Source organism: Kribbella sp. CA-253562 (assembly GCF_050942265.1).
In the GTDB taxonomy this organism is placed as follows: Bacteria; Actinomycetota; Actinomycetes; order Propionibacteriales; family Kribbellaceae; genus Kribbella.
Window position 1 is genome coordinate 1629195 of sequence record NZ_CP192049.1, and the last position, 25125, is coordinate 1654319.

25 protein-coding genes are annotated in these 25125 nt (G+C 70.4%); 13 read left to right on the forward strand and 12 right to left on the reverse strand.

Annotated features, from left to right (window positions below; genetic code table 11):
• Complete coding sequence (locus ACQPXM_RS07915) at positions 1-576, reverse strand: RNA polymerase sigma factor (RefSeq protein ID WP_432946319.1); 576 nt, start codon at positions 574-576, stop codon at positions 1-3.
• 14 nt (positions 577-590) lie between these two features.
• Here ACQPXM_RS07915 and ACQPXM_RS07920 point away from each other — a divergent pair, with 14 nt between their 5' ends.
• Positions 591-1748: a serine/threonine-protein kinase gene (locus ACQPXM_RS07920; RefSeq protein ID WP_432946321.1), complete on the forward strand. Its 1158-nt coding sequence runs from the start codon at positions 591-593 to the stop codon at positions 1746-1748.
• Positions 1749-1769: 21 nt separating this feature from the next.
• Positions 1770-2390: a hypothetical protein gene (locus ACQPXM_RS07925; RefSeq protein ID WP_432946323.1), complete on the forward strand. Its 621-nt coding sequence runs from the start codon at positions 1770-1772 to the stop codon at positions 2388-2390.
• Here the strand turns inward: ACQPXM_RS07925 and ACQPXM_RS07930 are convergent.
• Complete coding sequence (locus ACQPXM_RS07930; protein WP_432946325.1) at positions 2387-3415, reverse strand: S66 family peptidase; 1029 nt, start codon at positions 3413-3415, stop codon at positions 2387-2389. The genes ACQPXM_RS07925 and ACQPXM_RS07930 overlap by 4 nt on opposite strands.
• 62 nt (positions 3416-3477) lie before the next feature.
• Here ACQPXM_RS07930 and ACQPXM_RS07935 point away from each other — a divergent pair, with 62 nt between their 5' ends.
• A complete protein-coding gene (locus ACQPXM_RS07935; RefSeq protein ID WP_432946327.1) occupies positions 3478-4236 on the forward strand; it encodes a class I SAM-dependent methyltransferase in 759 nt (252 codons plus the stop codon).
• 1 nt (position 4237) lies between these two features.
• On the opposite strand, the gene ACQPXM_RS07940 is transcribed toward ACQPXM_RS07935, so the two are convergent.
• The 4 genes from ACQPXM_RS07940 to ACQPXM_RS07955 all read right to left on the reverse strand — a co-directional run bounded on the left by ACQPXM_RS07940 (position 4238) and on the right by ACQPXM_RS07955 (position 8263).
• A complete protein-coding gene (locus ACQPXM_RS07940) occupies positions 4238-5113 on the reverse strand; it encodes an aldehyde dehydrogenase family protein (RefSeq protein ID WP_432946329.1) in 876 nt (291 codons plus the stop codon).
• A complete protein-coding gene (locus ACQPXM_RS07945; protein WP_432946331.1) occupies positions 5103-6539 on the reverse strand; it encodes an aldehyde dehydrogenase family protein in 1437 nt (478 codons plus the stop codon). The genes ACQPXM_RS07940 and ACQPXM_RS07945 overlap by 11 nt, the downstream gene beginning before the upstream one ends.
• A gap of 15 nt (positions 6540-6554) precedes the next feature.
• On the reverse strand, positions 6555-7523 hold the full coding sequence (gene deoC / locus ACQPXM_RS07950; protein WP_432946333.1) for a deoxyribose-phosphate aldolase: 969 nt from the start codon (positions 7521-7523) through the stop codon (positions 6555-6557).
• Between the two features lie 146 nt (positions 7524-7669).
• Complete coding sequence (locus ACQPXM_RS07955) at positions 7670-8263, reverse strand: DUF664 domain-containing protein (protein ID WP_432946335.1); 594 nt, start codon at positions 8261-8263, stop codon at positions 7670-7672.
• Between the two features lie 87 nt (positions 8264-8350).
• Here ACQPXM_RS07955 and ACQPXM_RS07960 point away from each other — a divergent pair, with 87 nt between their 5' ends.
• The 4 genes from ACQPXM_RS07960 to ACQPXM_RS07975 all read left to right on the forward strand — a co-directional run bounded on the left by ACQPXM_RS07960 (position 8351) and on the right by ACQPXM_RS07975 (position 11568).
• Positions 8351-8911 (forward strand): PH domain-containing protein, encoded by a 561-nt coding sequence (locus tag ACQPXM_RS07960; RefSeq protein WP_432946337.1) that lies wholly within the window; start codon positions 8351-8353, stop codon positions 8909-8911.
• Positions 8912-8966: 55 nt separating this feature from the next.
• Positions 8967-9839 (forward strand): alpha/beta hydrolase, encoded by an 873-nt coding sequence (locus tag ACQPXM_RS07965; RefSeq protein ID WP_432946339.1) that lies wholly within the window; start codon positions 8967-8969, stop codon positions 9837-9839.
• Positions 9840-9997: 158 nt separating this feature from the next.
• Complete coding sequence (locus ACQPXM_RS07970) at positions 9998-10927, forward strand: neutral zinc metallopeptidase (protein ID WP_432946341.1); 930 nt, start codon at positions 9998-10000, stop codon at positions 10925-10927.
• 188 nt (positions 10928-11115) lie between these two features.
• Positions 11116-11568: a hypothetical protein gene (locus ACQPXM_RS07975; RefSeq protein WP_077012302.1), complete on the forward strand. Its 453-nt coding sequence runs from the start codon at positions 11116-11118 to the stop codon at positions 11566-11568.
• Between the two features lie 243 nt (positions 11569-11811).
• Here the strand turns inward: ACQPXM_RS07975 and ACQPXM_RS07980 are convergent, their stop codons facing one another.
• On the reverse strand, positions 11812-12381 hold the full coding sequence (locus ACQPXM_RS07980) for a TetR/AcrR family transcriptional regulator (protein WP_432946343.1): 570 nt from the start codon (positions 12379-12381) through the stop codon (positions 11812-11814).
• A gap of 84 nt (positions 12382-12465) precedes the next feature.
• On the opposite strand from ACQPXM_RS07980, the gene ACQPXM_RS07985 reads away from it, so the two are divergent.
• Positions 12466-13347, forward strand: coding sequence for an SDR family oxidoreductase (locus ACQPXM_RS07985; protein WP_432946345.1), 882 nt, complete (start codon positions 12466-12468; stop codon positions 13345-13347).
• 88 nt (positions 13348-13435) lie between these two features.
• On the opposite strand, the gene ACQPXM_RS07990 is transcribed toward ACQPXM_RS07985, so the two are convergent.
• The gene (locus ACQPXM_RS07990) at positions 13436-15091 is read right to left on the reverse strand and encodes a phospho-sugar mutase (RefSeq protein ID WP_432946347.1); all 1656 of its coding nucleotides are present in this window, start codon (positions 15089-15091) and stop codon (positions 13436-13438) included.
• A 43-nt stretch (positions 15092-15134) separates the two neighbouring features.
• Entirely contained in the window at positions 15135-15596 is a 462-nt protein-coding gene (locus tag ACQPXM_RS07995) for a gamma-glutamylcyclotransferase (RefSeq protein WP_077012306.1), read from the reverse strand.
• Between the two features lie 31 nt (positions 15597-15627).
• On the opposite strand from ACQPXM_RS07995, the gene ACQPXM_RS08000 reads away from it, so the two are divergent.
• Entirely contained in the window at positions 15628-17007 is a 1380-nt protein-coding gene (locus ACQPXM_RS08000) for an NAD(P)H-quinone dehydrogenase (protein ID WP_432946349.1), read from the forward strand.
• Between the two features lie 76 nt (positions 17008-17083).
• Here the strand turns inward: ACQPXM_RS08000 and ACQPXM_RS08005 are convergent, their stop codons facing one another.
• Both ACQPXM_RS08005 and ACQPXM_RS08010 read right to left on the reverse strand, forming a co-directional pair.
• Entirely contained in the window at positions 17084-17452 is a 369-nt protein-coding gene (locus ACQPXM_RS08005) for a hypothetical protein (RefSeq protein ID WP_432946351.1), read from the reverse strand.
• A complete protein-coding gene (locus ACQPXM_RS08010) occupies positions 17436-18674 on the reverse strand; it encodes an aminoglycoside phosphotransferase family protein (RefSeq protein WP_432946353.1) in 1239 nt (412 codons plus the stop codon). The genes ACQPXM_RS08005 and ACQPXM_RS08010 overlap by 17 nt, the downstream gene beginning before the upstream one ends.
• A gap of 89 nt (positions 18675-18763) precedes the next feature.
• On the opposite strand from ACQPXM_RS08010, the gene ACQPXM_RS08015 reads away from it, so the two are divergent.
• Positions 18764-19912, forward strand: coding sequence for a glycosyltransferase 87 family protein (locus tag ACQPXM_RS08015; RefSeq protein WP_432946355.1), 1149 nt, complete (start codon positions 18764-18766; stop codon positions 19910-19912).
• 36 nt (positions 19913-19948) lie between these two features.
• The gene (locus tag ACQPXM_RS08020) at positions 19949-21151 is read left to right on the forward strand and encodes a glycosyltransferase 87 family protein (RefSeq protein ID WP_432946357.1); all 1203 of its coding nucleotides are present in this window, start codon (positions 19949-19951) and stop codon (positions 21149-21151) included.
• A 60-nt stretch (positions 21152-21211) separates the two neighbouring features.
• Here the strand turns inward: ACQPXM_RS08020 and ACQPXM_RS08025 are convergent, their stop codons facing one another.
• Complete coding sequence (locus ACQPXM_RS08025; protein WP_432946359.1) at positions 21212-22051, reverse strand: hypothetical protein; 840 nt, start codon at positions 22049-22051, stop codon at positions 21212-21214.
• A gap of 189 nt (positions 22052-22240) precedes the next feature.
• Between ACQPXM_RS08025 and ACQPXM_RS08030 the strand changes: the two genes are divergently transcribed.
• Both ACQPXM_RS08030 and ACQPXM_RS08035 read left to right on the forward strand, forming a co-directional pair.
• Positions 22241-23845 carry an N-acetylmuramoyl-L-alanine amidase gene (locus ACQPXM_RS08030; RefSeq protein ID WP_432946361.1) on the forward strand — a complete coding sequence of 535 codons (1605 nt, stop codon included), beginning with the start codon at positions 22241-22243 and terminating at the stop codon, positions 23843-23845.
• Complete coding sequence (locus tag ACQPXM_RS08035) at positions 23842-25059, forward strand: SpoIID/LytB domain-containing protein (protein WP_432946363.1); 1218 nt, start codon at positions 23842-23844, stop codon at positions 25057-25059. Before ACQPXM_RS08030 ends, ACQPXM_RS08035 begins: the two co-directional genes overlap by 4 nt.
• Positions 25060-25125 lie beyond the last annotated feature (66 nt).

Below are 25125 nucleotides of genomic sequence, written 5' to 3' on the forward strand. Positions count from 1 at the left end.
TCAGCGGGCGGTGAGGCGCTCGGCGACTTCCTTGCGGGCCTGGTGGATGCGGGCCTTCACGGTGCCGAGCGGGATCTGCAGTTCGTCGGCGATCTCGGCGTACGTGAGTGCGCCGAGATCGCGCAGGACGAGCGGCTGGACGAGCTGCGGGTGATGCGACTCCAACTGTTCCAGCGCCTCCAGCAGATCGAGGCGCGAGCCGGCGATCACCGAGGTCGTGCGCGGGTCGACCGCCTCCGGCAGCACCTCGGCCGACTGCTCGACCGACCGCCGCTTGAGCGACCGGTAGGTCTGCCGGGCCTGGTTGGTCGCGACGATGGTCAGCCAGCCCGCGAACGTACCGGTGCCCTTGAAGGTGTGGATCTTGGTCGCCACCGTCATCAGCGTGTCCTGCGCGGCCTCCTCGGCGTCCTCCCGGTACGGCAGGAACTTGGCCACCCGGCGCTGCACCTGCGGCCGGATCGCCAACAACAGTTCGGGCAGCGCGGCCTGGTCCCCACCCGCTGCTCGCGCGGCCAACTCCTCGAGCTCGTCGTTCATGCTCCCCCAGGTGTTCGCCATGATCCGTTCCGTCACCGACAATAGTCTCGATGGAAGCCATCGGACGCTACCGCCTGCAGTCGAAAATCGGCGCGGGTGCCTTCGCGACGGTCTGGCGCGGGTACGACGACGACCTGGACGTCGACGTCGCGGTCAAGGTGCTGGCCGACAACTGGGCGTCGCGGGCTGACGTCCGGGAGCGGTTCCTGTCCGAAGCCCGCCTGATGCGGCGGATCGCCAGCGACCGAGTGGTGCGCGTGTTCGACCTGGGCGCGCTGGAGGACGGGCGCCCGTACTTCGTGATGGACTACGTCAGCGGCGGCACCTTGGCCGAAGTCCTGGCGGCCGGCCGGCTCGATCCGGCCGACGCGCTGTGGTGGGGAGCCGACCTGGCACGCGCGGTCGCGGCGCTGCATGCCGAGGGCGTCGTTCACCGGGACATCACTCCTGCCAATCTGCTGCTCCGGCCTTCCGGCGGCAAGGAATCCGGCGGTGGGACGCACCGGATCGTGCTCGCCGACCTGGGCCTGGCCAAGCGAGCCGCTGAAGCTTCCGGCCTCACCCAAGCGGTCGGTACGCCGTCGTACATGGCGCCGGAGCAGGGCCGCGGCGACGAAGGCTTCGACGAACGCGCCGATGTGTACGCCGTCGGTGCTGTCACTTACGCGCTCTTGACCGGCCGGCCACCGTTCGTCGCGTCCTCGATCACGGATGTGGTCGGTCGCGACCCCGACGTGGATCCGCCGACGCTCCGGCCTCTCTTGCAGGACGCCGTCGGCCAGGTCGACGAGCTGCTGGCGCGATCGCTGGCTTATCGAGTGTCGGATCGGTGGTCGCGGGCCGACACGCTTGCGGAGCGGTTGGAGGCGGAGGCTTACCGCCTGGAGCAGGAGACGCCGTTGCTTGCGTCGCTGCGTACGTCGACGGGGACCCAGGACGGGGTCGGCACGACAGTGGGGTCCAACTCCGGCACGACGGTCGGCGCGGATGCTGCTGCCGCCGAGTCTGGCGGCGCGGCTTCGTCGTCTACCGGATCGGCCGGATCGGGGGCATCGTCCGCTGGGTCGACCGCCGCTGTCCCGCCGGATTCCGTCGCTGGAACGTCCCGCCGCGGCCGGCGGGTTTTACGCGTGGTGCTGCTGGCTGTGTTGCTGCCGTTGGTGTTTGTGCTTGGGGCCGCGGGGACCTGGTACCTGGCGGGACGCTGATACGTCGCTTAGAGTAATCACATGATCACTCTGCGGAAGTTTCTGACGCCCGTGGTGGTTCTCAGTCTGGTTCTCGTTCCTCTGCCGGCGACGGCTTCCGGGGCGGCGGTCAGTTACGCATGCCGCGCCGACACCAAGTTCGGCCAGCACCAAATCTCGCTCCGGCAGGGTGCCGAGGCCAAAGCCCCCGCGACCGTGAAACCAGGAGCGCACTTCTACGTCGTGGTCGACCTCAAGCCCGGCTCGCTGCCCGGCGAGGTGAAGGGGTTCAAGCTGAAGGAAGTCCGCGATCTCTCGCTGCGGATCCCGATCCCCGCCAACTCCCAGTTCGTCTCGGCCTGGCTGTCCGGAGGCTCTGGGCTGAACTCCACCCCGACCATCCAGGCCGCCAACGGCGTCGCCACTCTGCGGGTCGCGGGGCCGATCGCCGGCGGGGCGTCGTACAAGTTGCCGCAGCTCACCGTGCACCTCAAGGCCGGGCGCTCCGGCGTCGTCGAAACCAAGCTGCAAGGGTCGAGCTTCGACAACCCGGGGCTCGACCTCCAGGCGACGATCAAGTGGAAGTTCGTCACGATCAAGTCCCCGGTGCGGTGCTACCCCGATCCCAATCCGGCGCTGACCCGGACCGAGATCCGCCGCTAGTACGTCACCGTGATCCGCCCGGCGGCCGGGTCGAGCTCGGCTTGGCCGCCGTACGGGAGGATCAGCTGGGGATCGGTGTGGCCGATGTCCAGGCCGGTGACGAGGACGGCGCGCGGGTTGTACTCGGCGATCGTCGTGCGAGCGACGGCGTACTGGTCCTTCACGTACGCCGAAGCGGCCTCGTCGGTGAGCTGGTTGTCCAGGGCCCACGACTTCGGCCGTGCCCACAGGACCGCCGAGAAGCGTTCCAGGAGTCCGCGTTCGCCGAAGTTCCTCAGGATGCGGTGCACCTGTACGGCGCTCGGCAGTTCCTCGGTGGTCTCCAGGAACAGAACGCCGGAGTACTGCTCCACCGGCAACATCCAGCGGTCGACCGCCAACTGCCAGTCGAGGATCTCCAAGCAGCCGCCCCACAACCGCCCGACAACAGGCGTCGACGGGCCCGACCACTGCCATCCCGTCCCCTCGAACAGCTCCGGCTCCGACTCCAAGGTGCTCGGGTCGGCCCAGTCGCGGTCGCGGTCGGTCCAGCCGGCGGCGGGGGACAGGTCGTACGCACCGGAGTCGAACAGCGCCGCGCGCAACGACTTCTCGGTGTCCGGGTGCATCGCGCCGCCGCGGCCGAACTGCACCATCACGCTGCCGCCGTGAAAGGCCGGAAGGCCCAACGAGTACAGGAAGTTGAGCAGGTTGGTGTTGTCGCTGTAGCCGAAGAACGGTTTCGGATCGGACCGGAACATCTCCGGGTCCAGGTGCTTCAGCACGGTCAGCTGGTCGTCGCCGCCGATCGTCGAGATCACCGCGCGCACCGACGGGTCGGACCACGCCGCGTGCAGATCCGCGGCCCGCTGGGCGGGCGACGTGCCCAGCCGGCGCGTGGTCGGGTACTCGACCGGCTCCAGCCCGAACGACCGGAGCCGGCGCAGCCCGAGCTCGTACGGCGCCGGGAAGACCTCGGGCAGGCCGCCCGACGGCGACACGATCGCGACCTTGTCGCCCGGCACCGGTTTGTTCGCGAAGATCATCCGTGCACCGTAGCCGCCGTGCCGCTCTAGTCGCACCGCACTTTTCCGGCATAGGTTGCAGCATGACAAGCGCAGGAACGGGCGGCGGGTACGACCCGGCACAGTTCGAGAAGCTGTTCGCACTCGAGGCCAACAGCTTCTGGTACCGCGCGCGCAGTGACCTGATCAACTGGGCGCTGGACCGCTACTTCCCGGCCGCGAGCTCGTTCCTGGAGCTCGGCTGCGGCAACGGCTACGTGCTCGACCGGGTCCGGCAGCAGCACCCGGACTGGAAACTGGTCGGCACCGAGCTGTTCGAGGAGGGCCTGGTGAACGCCCGGGTCCGGATGCCGGGGGTCGAGCTGCGGCAGCTCGACGCGACGCAGAACCCGTACGACGCCGAGTTCGACGTGGCCGGGGCGTTCGACGTGATCGAGCACGTCGAGGACGCGCCCTCGGTGCTGAAGGGCATGTTCCAGTCGGTCCGCCCCGGCGGCGGCGTACTGATCACCGTCCCGCAGCACCAGTGGTTGTGGAGCGCGGCCGACGTCGCGGCGCACCACGTGAAGCGGTACAGCCGGCGCGACCTGATCGCGGAGCTGCGCGCCGCCGGCTTCGAGCCGCTCCGGGTCACGTCGTTCGTGTCGTTGCTGCTGCCCGCGATGATGGCGGCGCGCCTGACCAAGAAGGAGACGGCCGACGTCGAGGGGGAGCTCGGCATGGCCGCCCCGCTGAACGCCGCCTGCTTCGCGGTGATGCGCGTGGAGAGCGTGCTGATCCGGGCCGGACTCAGGCTGCCGGCGGGCGGCTCCCTCCTGGCCGTCGCCCGCCGCCCCCACTGAGTCAGACGCCGATCGGGTGCCAGACGGTCTTCAGTTCCAGGTACTGCGTCAGCCGTGACAGCCCCGGGGACTCCAGCCAGTCCTCCGGGGCCGGGCGGCGGACTCGTTTGAGGTTCTCGGCGGCCGCCGCTTCCAGGTCGCGGGCCTCGTCGGCGTCCTCGACGCCGCACAGGTCGATCGCGTTGACGTCCAGGTGGGACGCCAGCCACGGGCCGATCTCCGACGCCGAGCCGGTGAGGATGTTGACCACCCCACCCGGTACGTCGGAGGTCGCCATCACCTCGCCCAGCGTGATCGCCGGGATCGGGCGCTCGAACGACGTGACCACGACCGCCGTGTTGCCGGACACGATCGCCGGCGCGAGCACGCTGGTCAGGCCGAGCAGGCTGGAGTCCTGCGGCGCGAGCAGCGCGACCACACCTGTTGCCTCAGGCACCGAGAAGTCGAAGTACGGGCCGGCCACCGGATTGCTCGAGCCGACCACCTGGGCCAGCTTGTCGGCCCAGCCGGCGTACCAGACCCAGCGGTCGATCGCGGCGTCGACGAGCGGCCGGGCCTTGGCGACCGACAACCCCTCGGCCGCGGCGACCTCGGCGCTGAACTGGTCGTGCCGGCCTTCCATCACCTCGGCGATCCGGTAGAGCACCTGGCCGCGGTTGTACGCCGTCCGCGCGGACCAGCCGCCGAACGCCTTGCGGGCCGCGACGACGGCGTCCCGGGCGTCCTTGCGGGAGGCCTGTGAGGCGTTCGCGAGGAACTTGCCCTTGGCATCGTTCACGACGTACGACCGGCCCGACTCGCTGCGCGGGAAGGCGCCCCCGACGTACAGCTTGTAGGTCTTGCGGATGTCCAGTCGCGCAGAGTCCTTAGTGGGCAAGGTAGGCCTCCAGACCGTGGCGGCCGCCCTCGCGGCCGTAGCCCGACTCCTTGTACCCGCCGAACGGCGAGGACGGGTCGAAGCGGTTGAACGTGTTCGCCCAGACCACGCCCGCGCGCAGCTGGTTGGCCATCCACAGGATCCGCGACCCCTTGTCGGTCCAGACCCCGGCCGACAGCCCGAACGGCGTGTTGTTGGCCTTCTCGACCGCTTCCTGTGGGGTGCGGAAGGTCAGCACCGACAGCACCGGCCCGAAGATCTCCTCGCGGGCGATCCGGTGCGCCTGCGAGACGCCGGTGAAGACGGTCGGCGGGAACCAGAAACCCTGCGTGGGCAGCTCGCACTCGGGCGACCAGCGCTCGGCGCCCTCGTCCTCGCCGATCTGCGACAGCTCGCGGATCCGGGCCAGCTGCTCGGCGGAGTTGATCGCGCCGATGTCGGTGTTCTTGTCCAGCGGGTCGCCGACGCGCAGCGTGCTCATCCGGCGCTTCAGCCGGGCCAGCACCTCGTCGTACACGCTCTCCTGGACCAGCAGCCGTGAACCGGCGCAGCAGACGTGGCCCTGGTTGAAGAAGATGCCGTTGACGATGCCTTCGACGGTCTGGTCGATCGGCGCGTCCTCGAAGACGATGTTCGCGGCCTTGCCGCCGAGCTCGAGGGTGACCTTCTTGTCGGTGCCGGCCACCGACCGCGCGATCGACCGGCCGACCGCGGTCGAACCGGTGAACGCGACCTTGTCGACGCCCTCGTGCTCGACCAGCGCCTGCCCGGTCCGCCCCGCGCCGGTGATGATGTTCACCACGCCCGGCGGCAGGTCGGCCTGCTGGCAGATCTCGGCGAACGCGAGCGCGGTCAGCGGCGTCGTCTCGGCCGGCTTCAGTACGACGGTGTTGCCGGCCGCGAGCGCCGGGGCGATCTTCCAGGCCAGCATCATCAGCGGGAAGTTCCACGGGATGACCTGCGCGGCGACGCCCAGCGGCCGCGGGTCCGGCCCGGCGCCGGCGTACTCGAGCTTGTCGGCCCAGCCGGCGTAGTAGAAGAAGTGCGCGGCGACCAGCGGCAGGTCGACGTCACGCGATTCGCGGATCGGCTTGCCGTTGTCGAGCGACTCCAGCACGGCCAGCTCCCGCGACCGCTCCTGGATCAGCCGGGCGATCCGGAACAGGTACTTGGCCCGGTCGCGGCCGGCCATCGGCCCCCAGACCTTCTCGTAGGCGCGGCGGGCCGCCCGCACGGCCTTGTCGACGTCGGCCGGACCGGCCTCACTGACCTCGGCCAGCACCTCCTCCGACGCCGGGCTGACGGTCTTGAACGGCTTGCCGTCGGTCGCCTCGGTGAAGCTCCCGTTGACGAACAACCCGTACGACGACTTGATGTCGACGATCGCCCGGGACTCGGGCGCCGGTGCGTACTCGAATCTGCCCATAAGTCTGTACAGCCCTCAGTCCAGGGTGAAGTAGTCGGGGCCGGGATAGTGCCCGGTGGCCAGCTTGGTGCGTTGCATCAGCAGGTCGTTCAGCAGGCTGGACGCGCCGAAGCGGAACAGCTCCGGATCCAGCCAGTCCGGGCCGGCCGTCTCGTTGACGGTGACCAGGTACTTGATCGCGTCCTTCGCGGTCCGGATGCCGCCCGCGGGCTTGACGCCGATGTGCAGGCCGGTGGCCTCGTGGTAGTCGCGGACCGCCTCCAGCATCACCAGCGTGACCGGCAGGGTCGCCGCGGGGGAGACCTTGCCGGTGGAGGTCTTGATGAAGTCGGCGCCGGCCAGCATCGCCAGCCAGGACGCGCGGCGGACGTTGTCGTAGGTGACCAGCTCGCCGGTCTCCAGGATCACCTTCAGGTGCGCGTCGCCGGCGGCCTCGCGGATCGCGGCGATCTCGTCGAAGACCAGCCCGTACCGGCCGGACAGGAACGCGCCGCGGTCGATCACCATGTCGACCTCGTCGGCGCCGGAGGCGACCGCGTCCTTGGTGTCCTGGATCTTGATCGCCAGGCTGGACCGGCCGCTGGGAAAGGCCGTCGCGACGCTGGCCACGTTGATGCCCGAGCCGCGCAGCTCGAACTTCGCGGTCGCCACCAGGTCGGGATAGACACAGACCGCGGCGACCTGCGGCGCCGTCGGGTCGGCCGGGTCGGGGCGCCGCGCCTTCGCGCACAGGGCCCGCACCTTGCCCGGGGTGTCCTGCCCCTCCAGCGTGGTCAGGTCGATCATCTGGATCGCCAGGTCCAGCGCGTACGCCTTGGCGGTGGTCTTGATCGACCGCGTGCTCAACGTCGCGGCCCGCGCCTCGGCACCGACCTGGTCGACGCCCGGCAGACCGAGCAGGAACCGGCGCAACCGGTCCTCGGACGAGGTCACGTCGGCGAGGCTGTCCACCCCTGCGCCGGGACTGCTGTCGGTAGTGGTCACCTTGGGCAGTCTAATCCTCGCCGGAGCCTGGTTCGCCCGCCCGCGAGTGCCCTGTGGCCGGGCCCACTGGAGTGGGTCAGGAAAGGCGCGGTCGCCGGGCGCCGGACGCCGGTCGTCAGGCGCGAATCGCCGGACGCCGGGCGCCGTCAGGAGAAGGTGTAGGTGCCCGAAGCCGGACGCCAGTCGATCGGCGGGTCCTCGCCGGTGACTCCGTCGACGGCTTCGCGCAGCAGGTCGGCGTGACCGGTGTGACGGCCGTACTCCTCGACCAGGTCGAAGAGCAGCCGGCGCAGGCTGGCGTGGGTCCCGTCCGGCCAGGCGACGTGCGCGTCCTGGCCGAGTCCCCCGTCAGCCAGCGCCTCGGCCACCAGACGGCGCGAGCGCGCGACGGAGTCGTCGTACCAGGCGTACAGCTGCTCCGGAGAGTCCTGAGCCGCCGTCTCGAACTCCCAGGTGCCGCTGCCGTCCCAGCCGAGCTCCTGCCACGGCGTACCGAGGTCACCGCCCTGGAACTTCACGCGGACGGTGTAGTCCTCCTGCAGAGCCAGGTGCTTCAACAGGCCGCCAAGGGTCAGCGCGGAGGCTCCGATGCGCTGATTCAGGCTCTCGGGTCCCAGCCCGTCGGCCTTGAAGCGGAACGTCGTCCGCAACCGGTCCAGCGCGCCGAGCAGGTGCTCGACCTCCGACCCCGCCAACGGTGGCTCCCACGGGCACTCGTCCAGGTTCGTGTCGTCACTCATGCACAGCACGTTAAACCGCTACCCGGACGACCTCCGTCCGCGAAGGCCGCGCTCGTCCGGCTCGCCGCGAGCGGCTACCTTGTCGGGGTGAAACCGAAGGTGACCGAGAACGAGCAGTACCTGTCGGCGTCGAACCGCATCACCGGCGTCGTCGTGATGGTGATCGGCCTGGCCGGTCTGGTCGACATCGTCGCCGAGTGGCGCACGCTGGGCGGTCTGCTGGTCGCGGCCCTGATCGGCATCCTGATGATCGTCGCGTACGTCGGCCTGGTGCGTCCCTCGGTCACGCTGCGGCCCGACGGGCTGATGATCCGCAACCACATCCGCGACCACCACGTCCCGTGGCACCGGATCGAGGACGTCGACGTGACCGACATCCTGCGCGTGCACACCAGCACGGGCAAGATCCGCTGCCCCGGCGTCCAGCTGGTGATGAAGGACCTGCGCAAGCAACGCGTCGGCGGCCGCAAGCTCGGCGCCGACAACTCGATCAGCCGCGCCGACTTCGTCGTCGACCGCATCGACAACCACCGCGAGCGGTACGCCAAGGCCGCCGAGGGCGAGATCACCACGACCTGGGCCAAGCCCGAACTGATCGCCGTCGCCGTACTGGCCGTCGTCGCCGTGGTGGCCCAGATCCTGCGCTGACTTCCTGCCGCTCAGGCCGGCGAACTCCCTGCTCGCCCGGGGCGTCTCACCTGGCGTGACCCGACGACCGACCCGCCGCCGCGTCCTGCTCGGCGTCGCCGGTCTCGGCGCCGCCGGGATCGCCGGGCTGGAAACGACGATCCTGCCCGGGCGCGCCCGCGTGCACGACGTCCTCGGACTGACCGGTGAGGACGGCGTGGTCCCCGACGTCCCGGCCGGGCCGGTGGTCAGCGGCAGCTTCGCCTCCGCCGCCCGGCGTACGGCCGTCGGGTGGTCGGTGATCTACCCGCACGGTCACCGGCCGGACGCGCAGCTCCCCGTCGTCGTCGTGATGCACGGCCGCGGCGGCGACCACACGTCGGCGGTCAACGACCTCGGAGCCGACCGGTTCCTCACCTCGGTGGTGCGATCCGGTACGCCGGCCTTCGCGCTGGCGACCGTCGACGGCGGCCGCGACAGCTACTGGCACCGGCGCTCCACCGGCGACGATCCACAGCGCATGGTCGTCGCCGAACTCCTTCCCCTGCTGGCGAAACGCGGCCTGCGCACCGACCGGTACGGCGTACTGGGGTGGTCGATGGGCGGGTACGGCGCCCTGCTGGCGGCGCGCGACGGAGCCGGGCGGGTGGCGGCCGCGGGCGCGATGAGTCCGGCGCTGTGGCGGCACGTCGACGACGCGGCGCCGGGGGCGTTCGACGGGGCGGACGACTTCGCGGCGTACCGGGTCCGCGGCGGCCGGCTGAGGAACGTTGCCCTGCGCATCGATTGTGGGTGGGACGACCCGTTCGCCGGCGCCGTGCGGGACCTGCGGCGCGACCTTGCCACCGACGGTGGCACCCAGGCCGGCGCGCACACCGCGGGCTACTGGCGGCGGATGCTCCCCGCCCAGCTCCGGTTCCTCGGCGAGCGGCTGCACCCCGTCGGTTGACACAGCGCAGTGATGGGTTGACGCAGGGCCAGAAATCGGTGGACCGAGGGGAACTTCACTCGAAGATGCTGCGTCCGAACCCGTGTTCAGGCCGGAGTGAACCTCTGTGTGATCCAGGATGGCTCCGGTATGTCCCCCAGTACTCGAGAGTGGAGCGCATGAACTATCTCTCCAGCAAGAAGCTGCGCGTTCTGGCCGGCACCGTCGCCGTCGCCAGCTGCGCGATGCTTGCGATGCCGAACGCGCAGGCCGCCCAGACGTCCCCGGCGGCTGCCGCCGACCGTCCGGTCGTCGCGCACATCGACACCCCGGCGCAGGTCCCGAACGCCGGCCGCGACGCCGGCTGGAACGCCGCCAGCGCGCTGCGGGCGGTGAAGAACAACAAGCTCTACGGCACCGGCAACATCGCGCCGTCGAAGTGCAAGCGGCCGAACGTCGCGCTGAACACCGAGGCCAACGTCCGGTACTTCGAGACCGAGCTGGTCCGCTGCATGTACGCCTCCTGGAAGCCGAACCTGTGGCGGATGGGCGCCCGCTGGGACGTCAAGCCGAAGCTGGTCGTGCACGGCTACAACACGGTCAAGTCCACCTGTGGCAGCGTCACCGGCTGGGTCTCGTTCTACTGCTCGGCCAACGGCGGCACGATCTACATCCCGTGGCGTCAGCTGGTCACCTACTACGCGCAGGACCCGACGTTCGCCGTCGCCTACGCGACCAACACGATCGCCCACGAGTACGGGCACCACGTGCAGAACATGACCAGCATCCTGACCGCCTCGTGGTGGCGTCAGCAGCACATGACCTACGACGCGGGCCTGGCCGAGAGCCGTCGCCGTGAGCTGCAGGCCTCGTGCCTCGGCTCGGCCTACATCGGCGCCAACAAGGCCTACTACCCGATGAGCGGGGGTCTGCTGGCCGAGTGGAAGTGGGTCGTCTCGCACTCCGGCGACCAGCCGGGTTACCCGCGTGACCACGGCTCGTGGACCAACCACAACTACTGGTCGCTGGCCGGCTTCACCGGCAACGGCAAGAACACCCACCCGGGCAGCTGCCAGACCTGGTCGGCCCCGGCCACCCGGATCGCCTGACCATCGGTGGATTCGGTTCGGTAAAGGCCTCGCCTGCACCGTAACGAAGGCGCCCGGAGAGCGTTGCCTCTCCGGGCGCCTTCGCGTTTTGCCGACACGTGCACGATCTGCGATCGTGTGGTTACCGTGTTTCGGGTCCGCACGCCTTAGAGTCTGGGTCGAACGTCGAACGGCAGGAGTCAAGGACAGTGAACTACGACGAGTTCAACACCGAGTACACCAAGGTGCTGGACAAGATCAAGAGTGGTAAGTGCAGCTGGTCGGAGCTGTCCGGGCATGTCACCCGGCTCCGTCAGTCGACCGCGGGCATCACGGCGCCGATCGAGCGGAGCCAGATCGACAGCGACCTGGCCGCGCTCAGCCAGATGGTCGACCTGTCCCGCCGGACCAACGACAAGGAGGACGTCTGGACGGTCACGTCCGAGGCGATCCGCCGGGCCAGCAGCCAGGAGGGCACCGTCGCGGACCGGATCGGCCGGATCGAGGCGAGCATCAACGACATCACCGCCCTGGCCAACCGCAACCCCGACGAGCGCGACGCGCTGATGCAGTCGACCAGCACGCTGCGCATCCTGCACTCGTCGCTGCAGAGCTCGCTGCGCACCGAGCAGGCCGAGCAGGAAGCCGCCGCCGTCCGCTGATTGCCGGCTGTTGCTCTGCCGCCCGCGGCGAGCGTCGACTGGGAGTTTCCCGCCAGGTGCTCCCACTCATCAACTGAACGAAACCGAAGGGCCCCTCGACGAGGGGCCCTTCGGTTCGTCCCGGGCCGTGAGCAAGTCGCGGCTGGGCTCAGAAGAACGCGCGCCTTCGCGCGGCGCTCCCGCGGCGCGTGTCCGCGCGGCGCTTCCGCTGCCGGGCGACTCGGAGCGCCTCAAGCCGGGCGGTCAGCCCAGACCCGCGCTGGCTGCGCGCAGCTCGTCCAGGGCGGCGGCGGCGTACGGGCCGAGCTCGCCTTCGCCCGCTTCGGTCCAGGCTGCCCAACCGCGCTTGAACGCGAGCACCCCGAGCTCCGCGGCGAGCTGGGCCGTCGGCTCGGCAATTCCGCGGGCGACCAGTGCGTCGATCATCGCCGCGGCGAGGCCGACAGTCTTCAGGGCGTCGCGCGCCTGGAGCTCGCTGTTGGCGGCGACGGCCGCCTGGATCTTCGGGTAGAGCTCCCGGTTGAACGACGTCATCATCGTCGCCGCGCGCTGCAGGCCGGCGCCGACGGCCTCGAGTGGCGTGGCGTCGTCCGGCGCGGCCGCGATCCCCTCGGTCAGCAGCTCGCTGAGCGCCGCCTGCCCGGCGACCAGCAGCTCGCGCTTGTCGGGGAAGTGCCGGAAGAACGTGCTCTTGGTGACCCCCGCGCGCTCCGCGATCTCGGCCACCGTCGTCGCGTCGTAGCCCTGCTCGGTGAACAGGTCGACAGCCGCCACGACCATCCGTTCGCGCGCTCCCGGTTCCCACCTCGCCATGGCACCATCATAGGTGACGGGACTCTTATCCCATCACAGTGCTACAGTGATGGGATAAAAGTCCCATCACTTGTTGGAGCTGTCATGCAGGTTTTCGTCACCGGGGCCACCGGCCTCATCGGCTCGGCGGTCGTCGCCGAGCTCCTTCAGCACGGCCACACCCCGCTCGGGCTGGCGCGTTCCGGCGCCTCGGCCGCCAAGCTCGAGGCCGCCGGCGCGGAAGCGGTCCGAGCTGCGCTCACCGACCTCGACGTACTACGGGCCGCGGCCGGGAAGGCCGACGGCGTCATTCATCTTGCCTTCAGCAACGACTTCAGCAGTCCCGAGGCGCTCGCCCGCTCGATCGAGGAGGAGAGCGCCGCGCAGGCCGCGATCGGCGAGGCCCTCGTCGGCACCGGCAACCCGTACGTCGTGTGCTCGGGCACCCCGATTGTCCCCGGCCGGCTGGCGACCGAGGCCGACGCGTTGCCGTTCGAAGGCCCGGTCGCCGGGCGGAACCGTTCGGTCACCGCAACCCTGGCGTTCGCCGAGCGCGGCGTCCGTACGTCGGCGGTCCGCCTGCCCCGCACCGTGCACACCGAGGGGCACGGCGGCTTCGCCGGCCTGCTCACCCAGATCGCGCGGCAGACCGGCGTGTCCGGCTACATCGGTGACGGCTCCCAGCGCTGGCCGGCGGTGCACGCGAAGGACGCGGCGGTGTTGTTCCGCCTCGCCCTCGAGAAAGCGCCGGCCGGTACGGCTTGGCATGCGGTCGACGACGAGGGCGACCCGGTCAGGGCCATCGCGGAAGTGATCGGCCGCCGGCTCGGTGTCCCGGTGAAGGAGGTTCCGGCGGACAGCTACGGACCCATCGGAGCCATCTTCGCCGCCGACCAGCCGGCGTCCAGCGCCCACACGCGTGAGGTGCTGAATTGGCGACCGGTCCACCCGAAGCTGCTCGACGATCTGGAGCTGCTCAAGCCCTGACGCCGACCCAGTACGCCGCCGAACGCCTCCCGGCCGAACGATCCGCGCAGCTCGCAGCGGCCCGCGCCGCCGCGAGCTGCTCGGTCAATCAGATGCCGGCGGCAACGCCCAGGTCCTGCTTGATCGCCGCCAACTCCTCCGCCGCCTTGGTCCGAGCAGCGGCCACGTCGTCGCCCTCGACCGGGATGACGACCTCCAGGTAGCACTTGAGTTTCGGCTCGGTGCCGGACGGGCGGACGACGACTCGGGCACCCTCGGACAGTGTGTAGCGCAGGCCATCGGTCGGCGGCAGGTGCTCGCTGCCCTGGCTCAGGTCGTCGATCCGGTCGACGGTGTGGCCGCCGAGCGTCGTCGGCGGAGTCGCCCGCAGGCGGTCCATCGCGGCCGCGATCAGGCTCAGGTCCTCGACCCGAGCGGACAGCTGGTCGGTCGCGTGCAGCCCGTACTTCTTCGCCAGGTCGTCCAGCAGGTCGAGCAGCGTCCGGCCGTCCGCCTTCGCCTGCGCGCCCAGCTCGAGCACGCGGATCAGCGTCGACACCCCGTCCTTGTCCTTCACAGCCGCCGGATCCACGCAGTACCCGAGCGCTTCCTCGTACCCGAAGACCAGCTCCGGCACCCGGCCGATCCACTTGAACCCGGTCAGCGTGTCGACGTACCGCACTCCGTACGCCGCCGCGATCTTGCCCAGCAACGACGACGACACGATCGAGCATGCCGCGACTCCGTCAGGCCGCGACGACAGCAGGAACTCGCCGAGCAGCGCGCCGAGCTCGTCGCCACGCAGCATCCGCCAGCCACCGTCGGCCGCGGGATCCGGTACGGCGACCGCGCACCGGTCCGCGTCGGGATCGTTGGCCACCGCCAGGTCGGACCCCTCGGCGCGGGCCAGTTCCAGCGCCGCGTCGATCGCGCCGGGCTCCTCGGGGTTGGGGAACGCGACGGTCGGGAAGTCCGGGTCGGGATCGGCCTGCGAGCTCACCACCGCCGGTACGTCGAACCCGGCCCGGCGTACGGCGTCCTCGACGAGCAGGCGGCCGACACCGTGCAGCGGGGTGTAGGCGACCTTCAGGTCGCGCGGCGCGTCGGCCGGGACCAGCGTCGCGATCCGGTCCAGGTAGGCGTCGAGCAGGTCGTCGCCCGTGGTCTGCCAGTCGTCGCCGCGCGGCACCGTGTCCAGCGGTCCGACCGCGTCGATCGCGGCGGCGATCTCATGGTCGGCCGGGGGCACGATCTGCGAGCCGTCGCCGAGGTAGACCTTGTAGCCGTTGTCCTGCGGCGGGTTGTGCGACGCCGTCACCACGACGCCCGCGACGGCCTTCAGGTGCCGGATCCCGAACGCGACCACCGGCGTCGGCGTCGGCCGGTCCAGCAGCACGGCGTCGAGCCCCGCGCCCCGGATCACCGCCGCGGTGTCCCGCGCGAACACGTCGGACTTGTGCCGCGCGTCGTACCCGATCAGCACCGGGCCGTCGGTGAGCCCGTTGGCCTTCAGGTACGCCGCGAGCCCGGCCGCGGCGCGGATCACGACGACCCGGTTCATCCGGTTCGGCCCGGCACCGACCGCGCCGCGCAGCCCTGCCGTCCCGAACTCGAGCTTGCCCCGGAACCGATCGGCCAGCTCGCCCTCCGACGCCGGCCCGGCATCCAGCAACCGCCGCAGCTCGGCCCGAGTGTCCTCATCGGGGTCCTCAGCCAGCCAGGCCTCGGCAGCGGTACGAATCAGAGCGGCATCATCGACGGTCACGCCCGCACGATACCGCCCGGTACGCAGACCGCTTGAGAACTGACTAGTGGCCCGAGGACTGGCAGGGGCGGGAGCGGATGTCGGCGACGTAGTCGTCGGGGGCGCCGGCGGCTTCGGCGGCCTCGGCGAGGATGCCGAGGTAGCGGGCCGAGGGGAGACCGCCCTCATAGGCGTTCAGGACGTACATCCAGGCGAGCTGGGTGCCGTCCAGGGTCTGCACCCGGACCTGGATCTTGCGGTAGACGCCCTGGTCGATCCACTCCCACTCGTCCAGCCGCTCGACGTCCTTGGGGTGCACGTCGTACAGCGCGACAAAAACCTGGTTGGTCGGGTTGGCCGGGTCCTCGACGACCGTGGCCATCGAACCCTCCCAGCCGAGCTCCTCACCACCGAAGGTGAGGCGCCAGCCGACGATCCACCCGGTCCCGCGCAGCGGCGAGTACGGGCATCGCTCGGCCATCAGATTCGGGTCCAGATTCGACGCAAACGCGGCGTACAGGGTCACGAGATCACAGGATACGGAACAATGGCCTCTCGTGGCGCGAGTTGTGATCATCGGTGGCGGTCCTGGCGGGTACGAAGCGGCGAGTGCGGCCGCCCAGCTGGGAGCGGAGGTGACGGTTGTCGATTCCGACGGGATCGGCGGGTCGGCCGTGCTCACCGACTGCGTCCCCAGCAAGACGTTGATCGCCACCGCGGAGGTGATGACCGAGGTGGAGGAGGCCGGCGAGCTGGGCCTGCGGGTCGACGACGGCGACGACGACCCGGCCAACTCGGTCAGCGTCGAGTTCTCGGTGGTGAACCAGCGGGTCAAGGCGCTGGCGGCCGCCCAGTCCGACGGGATCGCGCGCCGGCTGGCCGACGAGAAGATCCGGCTCGTACACGGGCGCGGCCGGCTCGACGGGCCGGAGACCGTGGTGGTCGGCGACGAGCGCCTGGACGCGGACGTCGTACTGATCGCCACCGGGGCCAGGCCTCGCGTCCTCAAGGGCTCGGAGCCCGACGGCGAGCGGATCCTGACCTGGGAACAGGTCTACGAGCTGCAGGAACTGCCCGAGAAACTGATCGTGGTCGGGTCCGGGGTGACCGGCGCGGAGTTCGCCAGCGCGTACAACGCGCTCGGCAGCGAAGTGGTGCTGGTGTCGTCGCGGGACCGGGTGCTGCCGGGTGAGGACGCCGACGCGGCCGCCGTACTGGAAGACGTTTTCCAGCGTCGCGGGCTGACCGTGCTCGGGCAGTCCCGCGCGGAGTCGGTGAAGCGGCAGGGCGACGGTGTCGTGGTGACGCTCACCGACGGGCGGACGGTGCAGGGTTCGCATGCGCTGCTGGCGGTCGGATCGCTGCCGAACACCGACAACATGGGACTTGTCGAGTCGGGCGTGTCGCTGGGTGACGGAGGCTTCGTCACGGTCGACCGGGTCTCGCGGACGACGGCCCGCGGGGTGTACGCGGCCGGCGACTGCACCGGCGTACTGATGCTCGCCTCGGTCGCCGCGATGCAGGGCCGGATCGCGATGTCGCACGCGCTCGGCGACGCGGTCACGCCGCTGGACCAGTCGACGGTGTCGTCGAACGTCTTCACCGCGCCGGAGATCGCCACGGTCGGCCTGACCCAGGCGACGCTGGACGCCGGCGGCAGTACGGCGATGGTCGCGAAGGTGCCGCTGGCCGCCAACGCGCGGGCCAAGATGCAGGGCGTGCGCGACGGTTTCGTGAAGCTCTTCTGCCTGCCCAACACCGGCATCGTCGTCGGCGGCGTGGTCGTGGCACCGCGAGCCTCCGAGCTCATCCACCCGATCTCCCTGGCCGTCGCCGGTCGCCTGACGGTCGACCAGGTGGCGCAGGCGTTCACCGTCTACCCGTCGATCACCGGCTCGATCGCCGAGGCCGCGCGGCGGCTGCACCTGCGCTCCTGATCCTGAGGTGGAGATGCGCCTGCGCCCGGGCCGGAGAGGGGACCGGGCCGGGCGCAGGCGCGTGAACAGCTGAGGATCAGCTGGGGGAGTCGGCGGTGTTGGCCGAGTTGGTGTCGTTCGGGGTGTTGACGGTGTTGGTGTTGGCCGGGGAGTTGGCGGACGCCGTGTCGCCAGGGGTGTTGGCTGACGTGGTGTCGCCGGGGGTGTTGGCCGAGGCCGTGTCGCCCGGGGTGTTGGTGGTGTTGGTCTCGCCGGGCGTGTCGGCCGACTGAACGGCTCCGGTGGTCGGCTGGACCGACGTCGCCGGGCCGGACGTGCTGGCCGTGGGTTGCGCCGGGGCCGGGTCGTTGAGGTCGGCGGGGGCGGCGTACGCCGCGGTGCCGAGGCCGATGCCCGAGACGGCGGCGATGGTTCCGGCGACGGCCCACTTACGCTTGGCTGACATGGTGGTTCCTTTCTCGAAGGGGGAGCACGGAGCTCCGGTGAACCCGGTGGGCGGCGTCGTACCAGCGCTCGGCCAGCGCGACTCGCTCCCGGGTGGCTTGCTGCCAGCCGGCGTCCTGCACGCGGTGCGGGCCGGTGGCGAGTGAGAGGACGACCGACGCGATCCGCAGCCGCAGCTGAGCGGGATCGGCGTGCCGGTCGAAGGTGGACAGGCAACGTTCGGCCAGCCTGTCGATGGCGTCGGCGTTGGGCGGCAGGACCTGTGCGAGCACGCTGAGGTGCCCGACCAGGCAGGCCAAATCGTCCAACCGGTCGCCGGGGCCGGCGGTGTCGACGTCGAGCAGCCCGACGATTTCGCCGTACCGGTCGACGTGGACCTGCGCCTCGTAGAAGTCCCCGTGCACCGGCACGGTCGGACCAATGATGCTCTCGGCAACAATCGACGCGGCCAGCTCGGAGGACCAGCCGGCGAGTTCCGGTACGACGTTCCCGACGGAGCGCGCGTAGTACGCCGTTCGCTCCAGCCATGACGTACGCCGCGGCGCCTCCAGCAGTTCAGCCGGCAGTCGGTCAAGCAGCGCGACCAACGCCGCAGGATCAGTCCCCACCCGCCCGGCCCGCAACGCCGAGCGCAACGTCCGCCCGCCGAGAGCCTCCAGCACGACGAGTCCGTCGTCGGTCCACCCAAGACTCCGCGGAGCCGGTACGCCGGCGCCCGTCAGCAACCGGTGCCGCTCGTGCAGCGCTTGACCCTTGTCCGCCGGCACCACCTTCAGGAACAACCGCCCCAGCGGCCCCGAGGCCTCGACCACCGCCCGCCGCAACGGCCGGTACGCCCGCAACTGCACCGACACCGGCGCGTCGCCGAGCCCACAGCGCGAGAAAATCCCCGCGACCGCCCCGGGATCGAGCGCGGTCCGCAGCCCAGGCAGTGAAGGGTCGTGCGCCGCCCGCCAGACACCAACCTCGCCCTCAGCTGGCCCCCCGACCACCGTCACGCCGCCCGGCAACGGCCCGCCGGCCGTCGCACCGAGCACCTCGTCGGCAACCCCGTCACCCCAGGCGATCGTCGTCCGGTAGGCGACGGTGGCAACGCCGCTGCCATGAGCCACTTCGGTCGACCGCCAGTCGACCAGTTGCCCACCCGCGGCCTCGACCGCGGCGCCGAGAATCTCTCCCGCCGTCGGGCCGGTCAGCAGCTGCAACGCGTCGTGTTTCGCCATACCCAGAACCCTGCCGGGCCAGCATGAGTCCCCCGTGAACGAATTCTGAGAAGGCTCTCATCGACCTGGTCATTGCGTATCGTCGCCACGTGCGAGCGAACTGGCGGTGGGTCGGGGCCGGCATCGTGACTGTTGCCGCCTGCATCGTTCTGCCGATGCTGTGGCGGCACTCGATGGTCGACCTGAAGGTCTACCGCCTCGGCGGCACCACGCTGCTCGATCAGGCCTCCGCCCTGTACGACGTCCGCCTGGCCGGTACGCCGTTGCCGTTCACCTATCCGCCGTTTGCGGCGGTGATGATGGTCCCGTTGGCCCTGGTCCCGTGGCCGGTGGCGGCCGTGGCCTGGACCGCGATCACGATCGTTGCCCTGGTGGCGATCTGGCGGATCAGCGTGAAGTTGCCGACGGCACTCATGCTCCTGGTGGTCGCCGCGTCCCTGCTGCTCGAACCGGTGCGGGAGACGCTCGGTTTCGGCCAGATCAACCTGATGCTCTGCGCCCTCATCCTGTACGACGTCCTCGACGTGAAGCACTCCCGGCGTGGAGTCTGGATCGGAATCGCGGCCGGCATCAAGCTCACCCCGCTGGTGTTCCTCGGCCTGCTCGTCGTCACCCGGCAGTGGAGAGCTCTGGCCTACGCGACCGCCGCGTTCGCGGCCACCGTGCTCGGAGGATTCGCCGTCGCGCCCACCGCCGCGACGCAGTACTGGACCTCGCTGGTCTCCGACGCCACGCGGGTCGGCGGCCTGGCCTTCGCGAGCAACCAGTCCTGGAACGGTTTTCTGGTCCGTCTCCACGGCGACCTCGACGGCGGCGGCACCCTCTGGCTCGCGCTCGTCGCGCTGACCGCTCTGGCGGGCCTCGCGCTCTGCCGGATCCTCTGGGATCGCGGCGAGCGACTCGCTGCCGTCTCCACCTGCGCCCTGATCGGCCTGTTCTGCTCGCCGGTCTCCTGGAGCCACCACTGGGTCTGGTGCATCCCCCTCGGCGTCGCCCTGCTGCGCCGCCTGACCGATCGCCAGAAGGTTGCCGTCGGCATCTTCTGGTTCGCGATCTTCACCGTCGCGCCGATCTGGTGGCCGCCGAACCACGAGAACCGTGAACTGCACTGGAGTTTTCCCGAGCAGCTGGCCGGAAACGCCTATCTGATAGCGGCGGCTTCGGCTGTCGCCTGCTTGATCGCCTACTCCGCCAAAGGTTCCCGACACGCCGTGACATCAACCTGCCAGTCGGTCTAGGCCACTCTGACCCTCGGCTGCTGCCAGTCTCGTCGGGTGAGTACGGGGATCCTGGGGGACCCGGTCAGGCGCCGCTGGTGGCTGACCGTGGCAGTTTGTGTTGCCGTCGGCATCCTTTTGCCGTTGGTCTGGGACCACACCGGCGCGGACCTGAAGGTCTACCGGCTGGGTGGTTCGATGGTGCTCGACGATCCGTCGTCGCTGTACGCCGCGCGGATGCGCGACATCACGATGCCGTTCACCTATCCGCTGTTCGGCGCGATGGTGATGGTGCCGGTCGCGGTGATGCCCTGGCCGGTCGCGTACGGCGTGTCGATCGCGGTCTCGTTGGTTGCCCTGGCAGTGATCTGGCGCCTGTGTCTACGCAGGCTCCCAGCCGCTCGCCACTGGGGCCCAGCCGGCCTGATCGCCGTCACCGCCACCTCGCTGCTGCTCGAGCCGGTCCGCGAGACCCTGTCGTACGGACAGATCAACCTGATCCTCTGCGCGTTCATCCTGTACGACGTCCTGGAGGTCCGCCGCCCGCGCCGTGGGATCTGGCTCGGGATCGCGGCCGGGATCAAGCTGACCCCGCTGGTGTTCCTCGGGCTGCTGGTCGTCACGCGCCAATGGCGAGCCCTCGCGCATGCGTCGGCCGCCTTCGCCGCAACCGTACTGGCGGGATTCCTGGTCGCCCCGTCGGCGGCCTGGGAGTACTGGACGAAGCTGCTGTCCGACACCGCCCGCATCGGCGGTCTGGCCTACACGGGCAACCAGTCCTGGAACGGCTTCCTGATCCGCATCACCGGTGACCTGGACGGCGGCGGCCTCGCCTGGAAGGTCCTCGTCGTGCTGACCGTCGTCGCCGGTCTCTGCCTCACCCACGCCTTGTGGGCGCGCGGCGAGCGGCTCGGCGCCACGGCCGTGTGCGGCATGATCAGCCTGCTCTGCTCGCCGGTGTCGTGGAGCCACCACTGGGTCTGGATGATCTCGCTCGGCGTCGCACTGCTCACCGGCACCCGGGTCGGACGGCGATTCCCGGCGCACGTCGCCGTGACCTGGTTCGGCCTGCTGATGCTCGCGCCGATCTGGTGGGTCCCGCGCCGCGGCAACCGCGAGCTCGACTGGAACATGCTCGAGCAGGTGATCGGCAACGCCTACCTGTGGCTCGCTCTCACCGCCGGCATCCTGCTCGCCGCCGGGCGCCGGACCGAGAAGATGCCGGCAGCAACCACCGTGCGGCAGCGCACGCCGCTGTGACCAACGACGAACGGCCCCCGGGAAGTCCCAGGGGCCGTTCGCCGAGTGTGCTGTGAGGGATCAGAAGTCGCCGAAGTCCCCGCCGAAGTCGCCCCAGCCGCCGGAGTCGCCGCCACCGCCCATGTCGCCGCCGGAGTCCTCGCTGAAGTCGAAGCCGCCGCCGTCGCCACCCTCGCCGCCGCCTTCACCGCCGCCGTCGTAGCCCCCGGCGTAGTCGCCGTAGCCGCCACCGGCGAACATGCCGCCGAGCATCGTGCCGATGAACATACCGGTCATCACGCCACCGAGCGCACCGAACATGCCCTGCGCGTACGGCGCGTAGGCCGGTCCCGCCTGCCAGTACGGCACGCGCTGCGGGCCGACCATCACCTTGCGGATGTCCGGGTCGGCACCGGCGCGGACCCGCTCGGCGTCCGCGGCGCAGGCCGGGACCTCACGCGGCGCGCCACCGGGCGGAGCCCAGGTGACGTCCTCGACCGACGGGCCGTGCTGGGGGTTGAAGAAGCACGACGGGCGGCGCTGCGGCAGCGGCTCGCCGTTCACCCGGGCGCGCACGCAGGCCATCGCGTACCGGCCGTCCTCGAGGATCTCGATGACGTGCTTGATCTGGTCGGCCTCGGTGACCTGCGCGACCGCCTGCTTGGCGGACTCGTAGGAGTCCAGCGCGCGCTGGTAGTCCTGGCGCGCGCCGTCGCCGAGGTCCTTGCCCACCATGTCCAGGTCGAGGTCCTGCAGTTCCTCGCCGAACTTGGTGATGTCCTCGTCGGCGGTCCGCTTCACCGCCTCGACCTCGGCAGCCGTCAGCTCGTGCTGCTTCTTGGTCTGCAACTGGGTCCGGCGGTAGGAGCGGTATGCCAGTACTGCGATCACGACCACCGCGATCAGCAGGATCAGTTCCATGACGTGCCTTCCTCGACGTGCCCTCTTTCGACGGGACTTAGGTCGAGCGTACCGAAGGCGTCCAATTCCGTTGAGACGACAGCCGATCCGCGCCACGCAGGGTGACGGCAATCCCCGGGATCCGGTCACTGGTTGCGCACAATGGGTCACAACTGCCTCATCAGCGAGCGGATGTGCGGAGGCTGTCCCATGCGTACCACCCTGCGACTGACCCTGACCGCGGTGACCGGGCTGGCCCTGTTCGTCCCGCTGGTACAGATCCCCTGGAACGACCCGGCACCGGCCGAGGCCGTCCCGGCGTCCCCGTACGCCGTCGAACCGTCGTACCGGGAGCTGCCGCTCAGGCCGGCCTCGGGCACGAAGGTCGCGAGCGCGTCGGCGCGGACCCAGCCGTTCGGCATGGTCGGTGTGACCTGGCCGTACCGGGCGAGCTCGGCCGGCGTCGTGGCGAAGATCCGGGTCCAGCGCGACGGCACCTGGGCGGCGTGGCAGCGGCTGACGATCCAGGACGACCACGGCCCGGACGGCGCGGAGGGCAAGCCGCGGTCCGGGACCGAGCCGGTCTGGGTCGGTACGGCGGACGGCGTCGAGGCCTCGGTGGTCGGCACCGACGGGACGACGGTGCCGGACGCGCGGGTGGTCCTGATCCAGCCGGGCGTCCGGTCCACCGACGAGAACCCGCCGAGCACGCCGCAGGACCCGGCGATCATGCCCGAGTCGAGCCGGGCGCCGTACCCGATGCCCCGGATCGTCGGCCGGCCCGGCTGGGGCGCCGACGAGCGGCTGCGGTCGCACAACGGCGCGGCCTGCGCGAAGCCGAAGTACACCAGCACCGTGCAAGCCGCGTTCGTGCACCACACCGCGGACCGCAACGACTACACCCGCGCGCAGGTCCCGGCGATGATCCGCGCGATGTACACGTACCACGTGAAGAGCCGCGGCTGGTGCGATCTAGGCTACAACTTCCTGGTCGACAAGTTCGGCCGGGCCTGGGAGGGCCGGTACGGCGGGATGCAGTTGCCGGTGCTCGGCGCGCACACCGGCTCGTTCAACGCGAACTCCTTCGGCGTCTCGCTGATCGGCAACTTCGACAAGGTCGCGCCGAGCGCCCAGCTGATGGAGATGACGGCCCGGATCGTCGCCTGGAAGCTGGACGCGAACTACCGCTCCCCGCTGGCCACGGTGATCCTGGACGGCAGCAAGCTGGGCACGGTCTCCGGGCACCGCGACACCAAAGCGACCGCGTGCCCGGGGCAGAACCTGTACTCCCGGCTCGGGTGGCTGAAGCAACGGGTGAACACGCTGATGGGCAAGAGCGTGTCGACCGAGATCTACCGGCGCGCGCAGCAGCACGGCGGGTACCGCAAGGTCGGGCAGCCCTTCTGGGGCGAGCATCCGACCAAGACCGGCCGGGCGACGTACTTCGGCGCCCTGGACATCTACTGGTCGGCGCGGACCGGCGCCTGGTCGGTGCGCGGCGGGTTCAAGGCGCGGTATCGGACGATCGGCCCGGATGGCTTCCTCGGGATGCCGACCGGTGAGCAGCGCAACGGGCGGGTCAGCGGCAGCCGGCTCCAGCCGTTCCGCAACGGCGCGCTCTACTGGTCGCCGCCGACCGGGATGCACGCGGTGTACGGACTGATCTCCCGCAAGTACGGCGCACTGGGCGCGGAGGCGTCCCGGCTCGGGCTGCCGATCTCCGGCACCTACAAGGTGAACGGCGGCCTCCAGCAGCGCTTCCAGCGCGGGACGCTGACCGTCAGCAGCCGGACCCAGCAGGTGTACGTCTCGTGAGGCGCGGCATCGGCAGGCAGGCCCTCGTCCTCGCCCTGGTGGCCGCGACGTTGCCGAGCGGGCTGGCGGTTGCCCGCGACATCGATCCGCCCGAGCGGGACGCGACCCACACGATTACCGGCCGCGGCTTCGGCCACGGCCGCGGAATGTCCCAGTACGGCGCTCAGGGCGCGGCGCTGGCCGGCAAGAACGTGCGGCAGATCCTCGACTTCTACTACCCGGGCACGGCCGTCGGCAAGGCGACCGGCTCGATCCGGATCCGGCTTACCGGCGACACGACCGACGGTGTCCGGGTGGTGGCGGCCACGGGACTCAAACTGCGGGACCTGAAGGCGAACAAGGTCTATTCGTTGCCAGTGGCATCCAATCGGAACCAGTGGTCGATCGATCCGCGCGGCGAGCACGGCACGCAGGTCCGCTCGTTCGACAGCAAGAAGCGGGTCTGGTCGCTGTGGCGGACGCTGAGCGGGATGGCCCAGTTCGAGGGGCCGGCGGTGATCGCGCTGATCATGCCCAGCGGTTCGCAGGCCAAGTACCGGGGAGTGCTGCGCGCGGTCGACGTGGGCGGCGCCCACCTGGACACGATCAACGCGCTGTCGCTGGAGACCTACCTGCGCGGGGTGGTCCCGCGGGAAGCGATCACCAGCTGGCGACCGGCTGCTCTGCAGGCCCAGGCCGTTGCCGCGCGCACCTATGCGGCGTATCACCGCAAGCGGTCCACCAAGCGCGCCTACGACCTGTGCGACACGATCGCCTGCCAGGTGTACGGCGGCTACTCGTCGGAGAAGGCGTCGACCAACGCGGCGATCGCGGCGACCACCGGGCAGATCCGGCTCTACCGGAACACCCCGATCATCGCGGAGTTCTCGTCCTCGAACGGCGGTGCGACGACCGCGGGCACGGTGGCCTACCAGGTGGCCAAGCTCGACAGCTGGGACGCCTACCCGGGCAACAAGAACCCGAACGTCAGCTGGACGACGACGCGAACCAGCTCGCAGCTGCAGAAGGCGCTCGGCGTCGGCAAGCTGAAGCGCGTCTCGATCAGCCGGCGGACCGGGATCGGCCCGGGCGGCGGGCGGGTCACGCGCGTCGTCGCGACCGGGGCCGCCGGCACTCGTGCTTTCACCGGCGATCAGGTGCGGGCCAACCTGCATCTGAAGTCGGCCTGGTTCACCTTCGCCGGCGTCGACACCCTTGATATACCAACTGATTGACCTTCGCTGAGCCATTGACGCTGCCTCCTTGCGCCGGTTACAACGTGACATCGATGTCAACCGCTG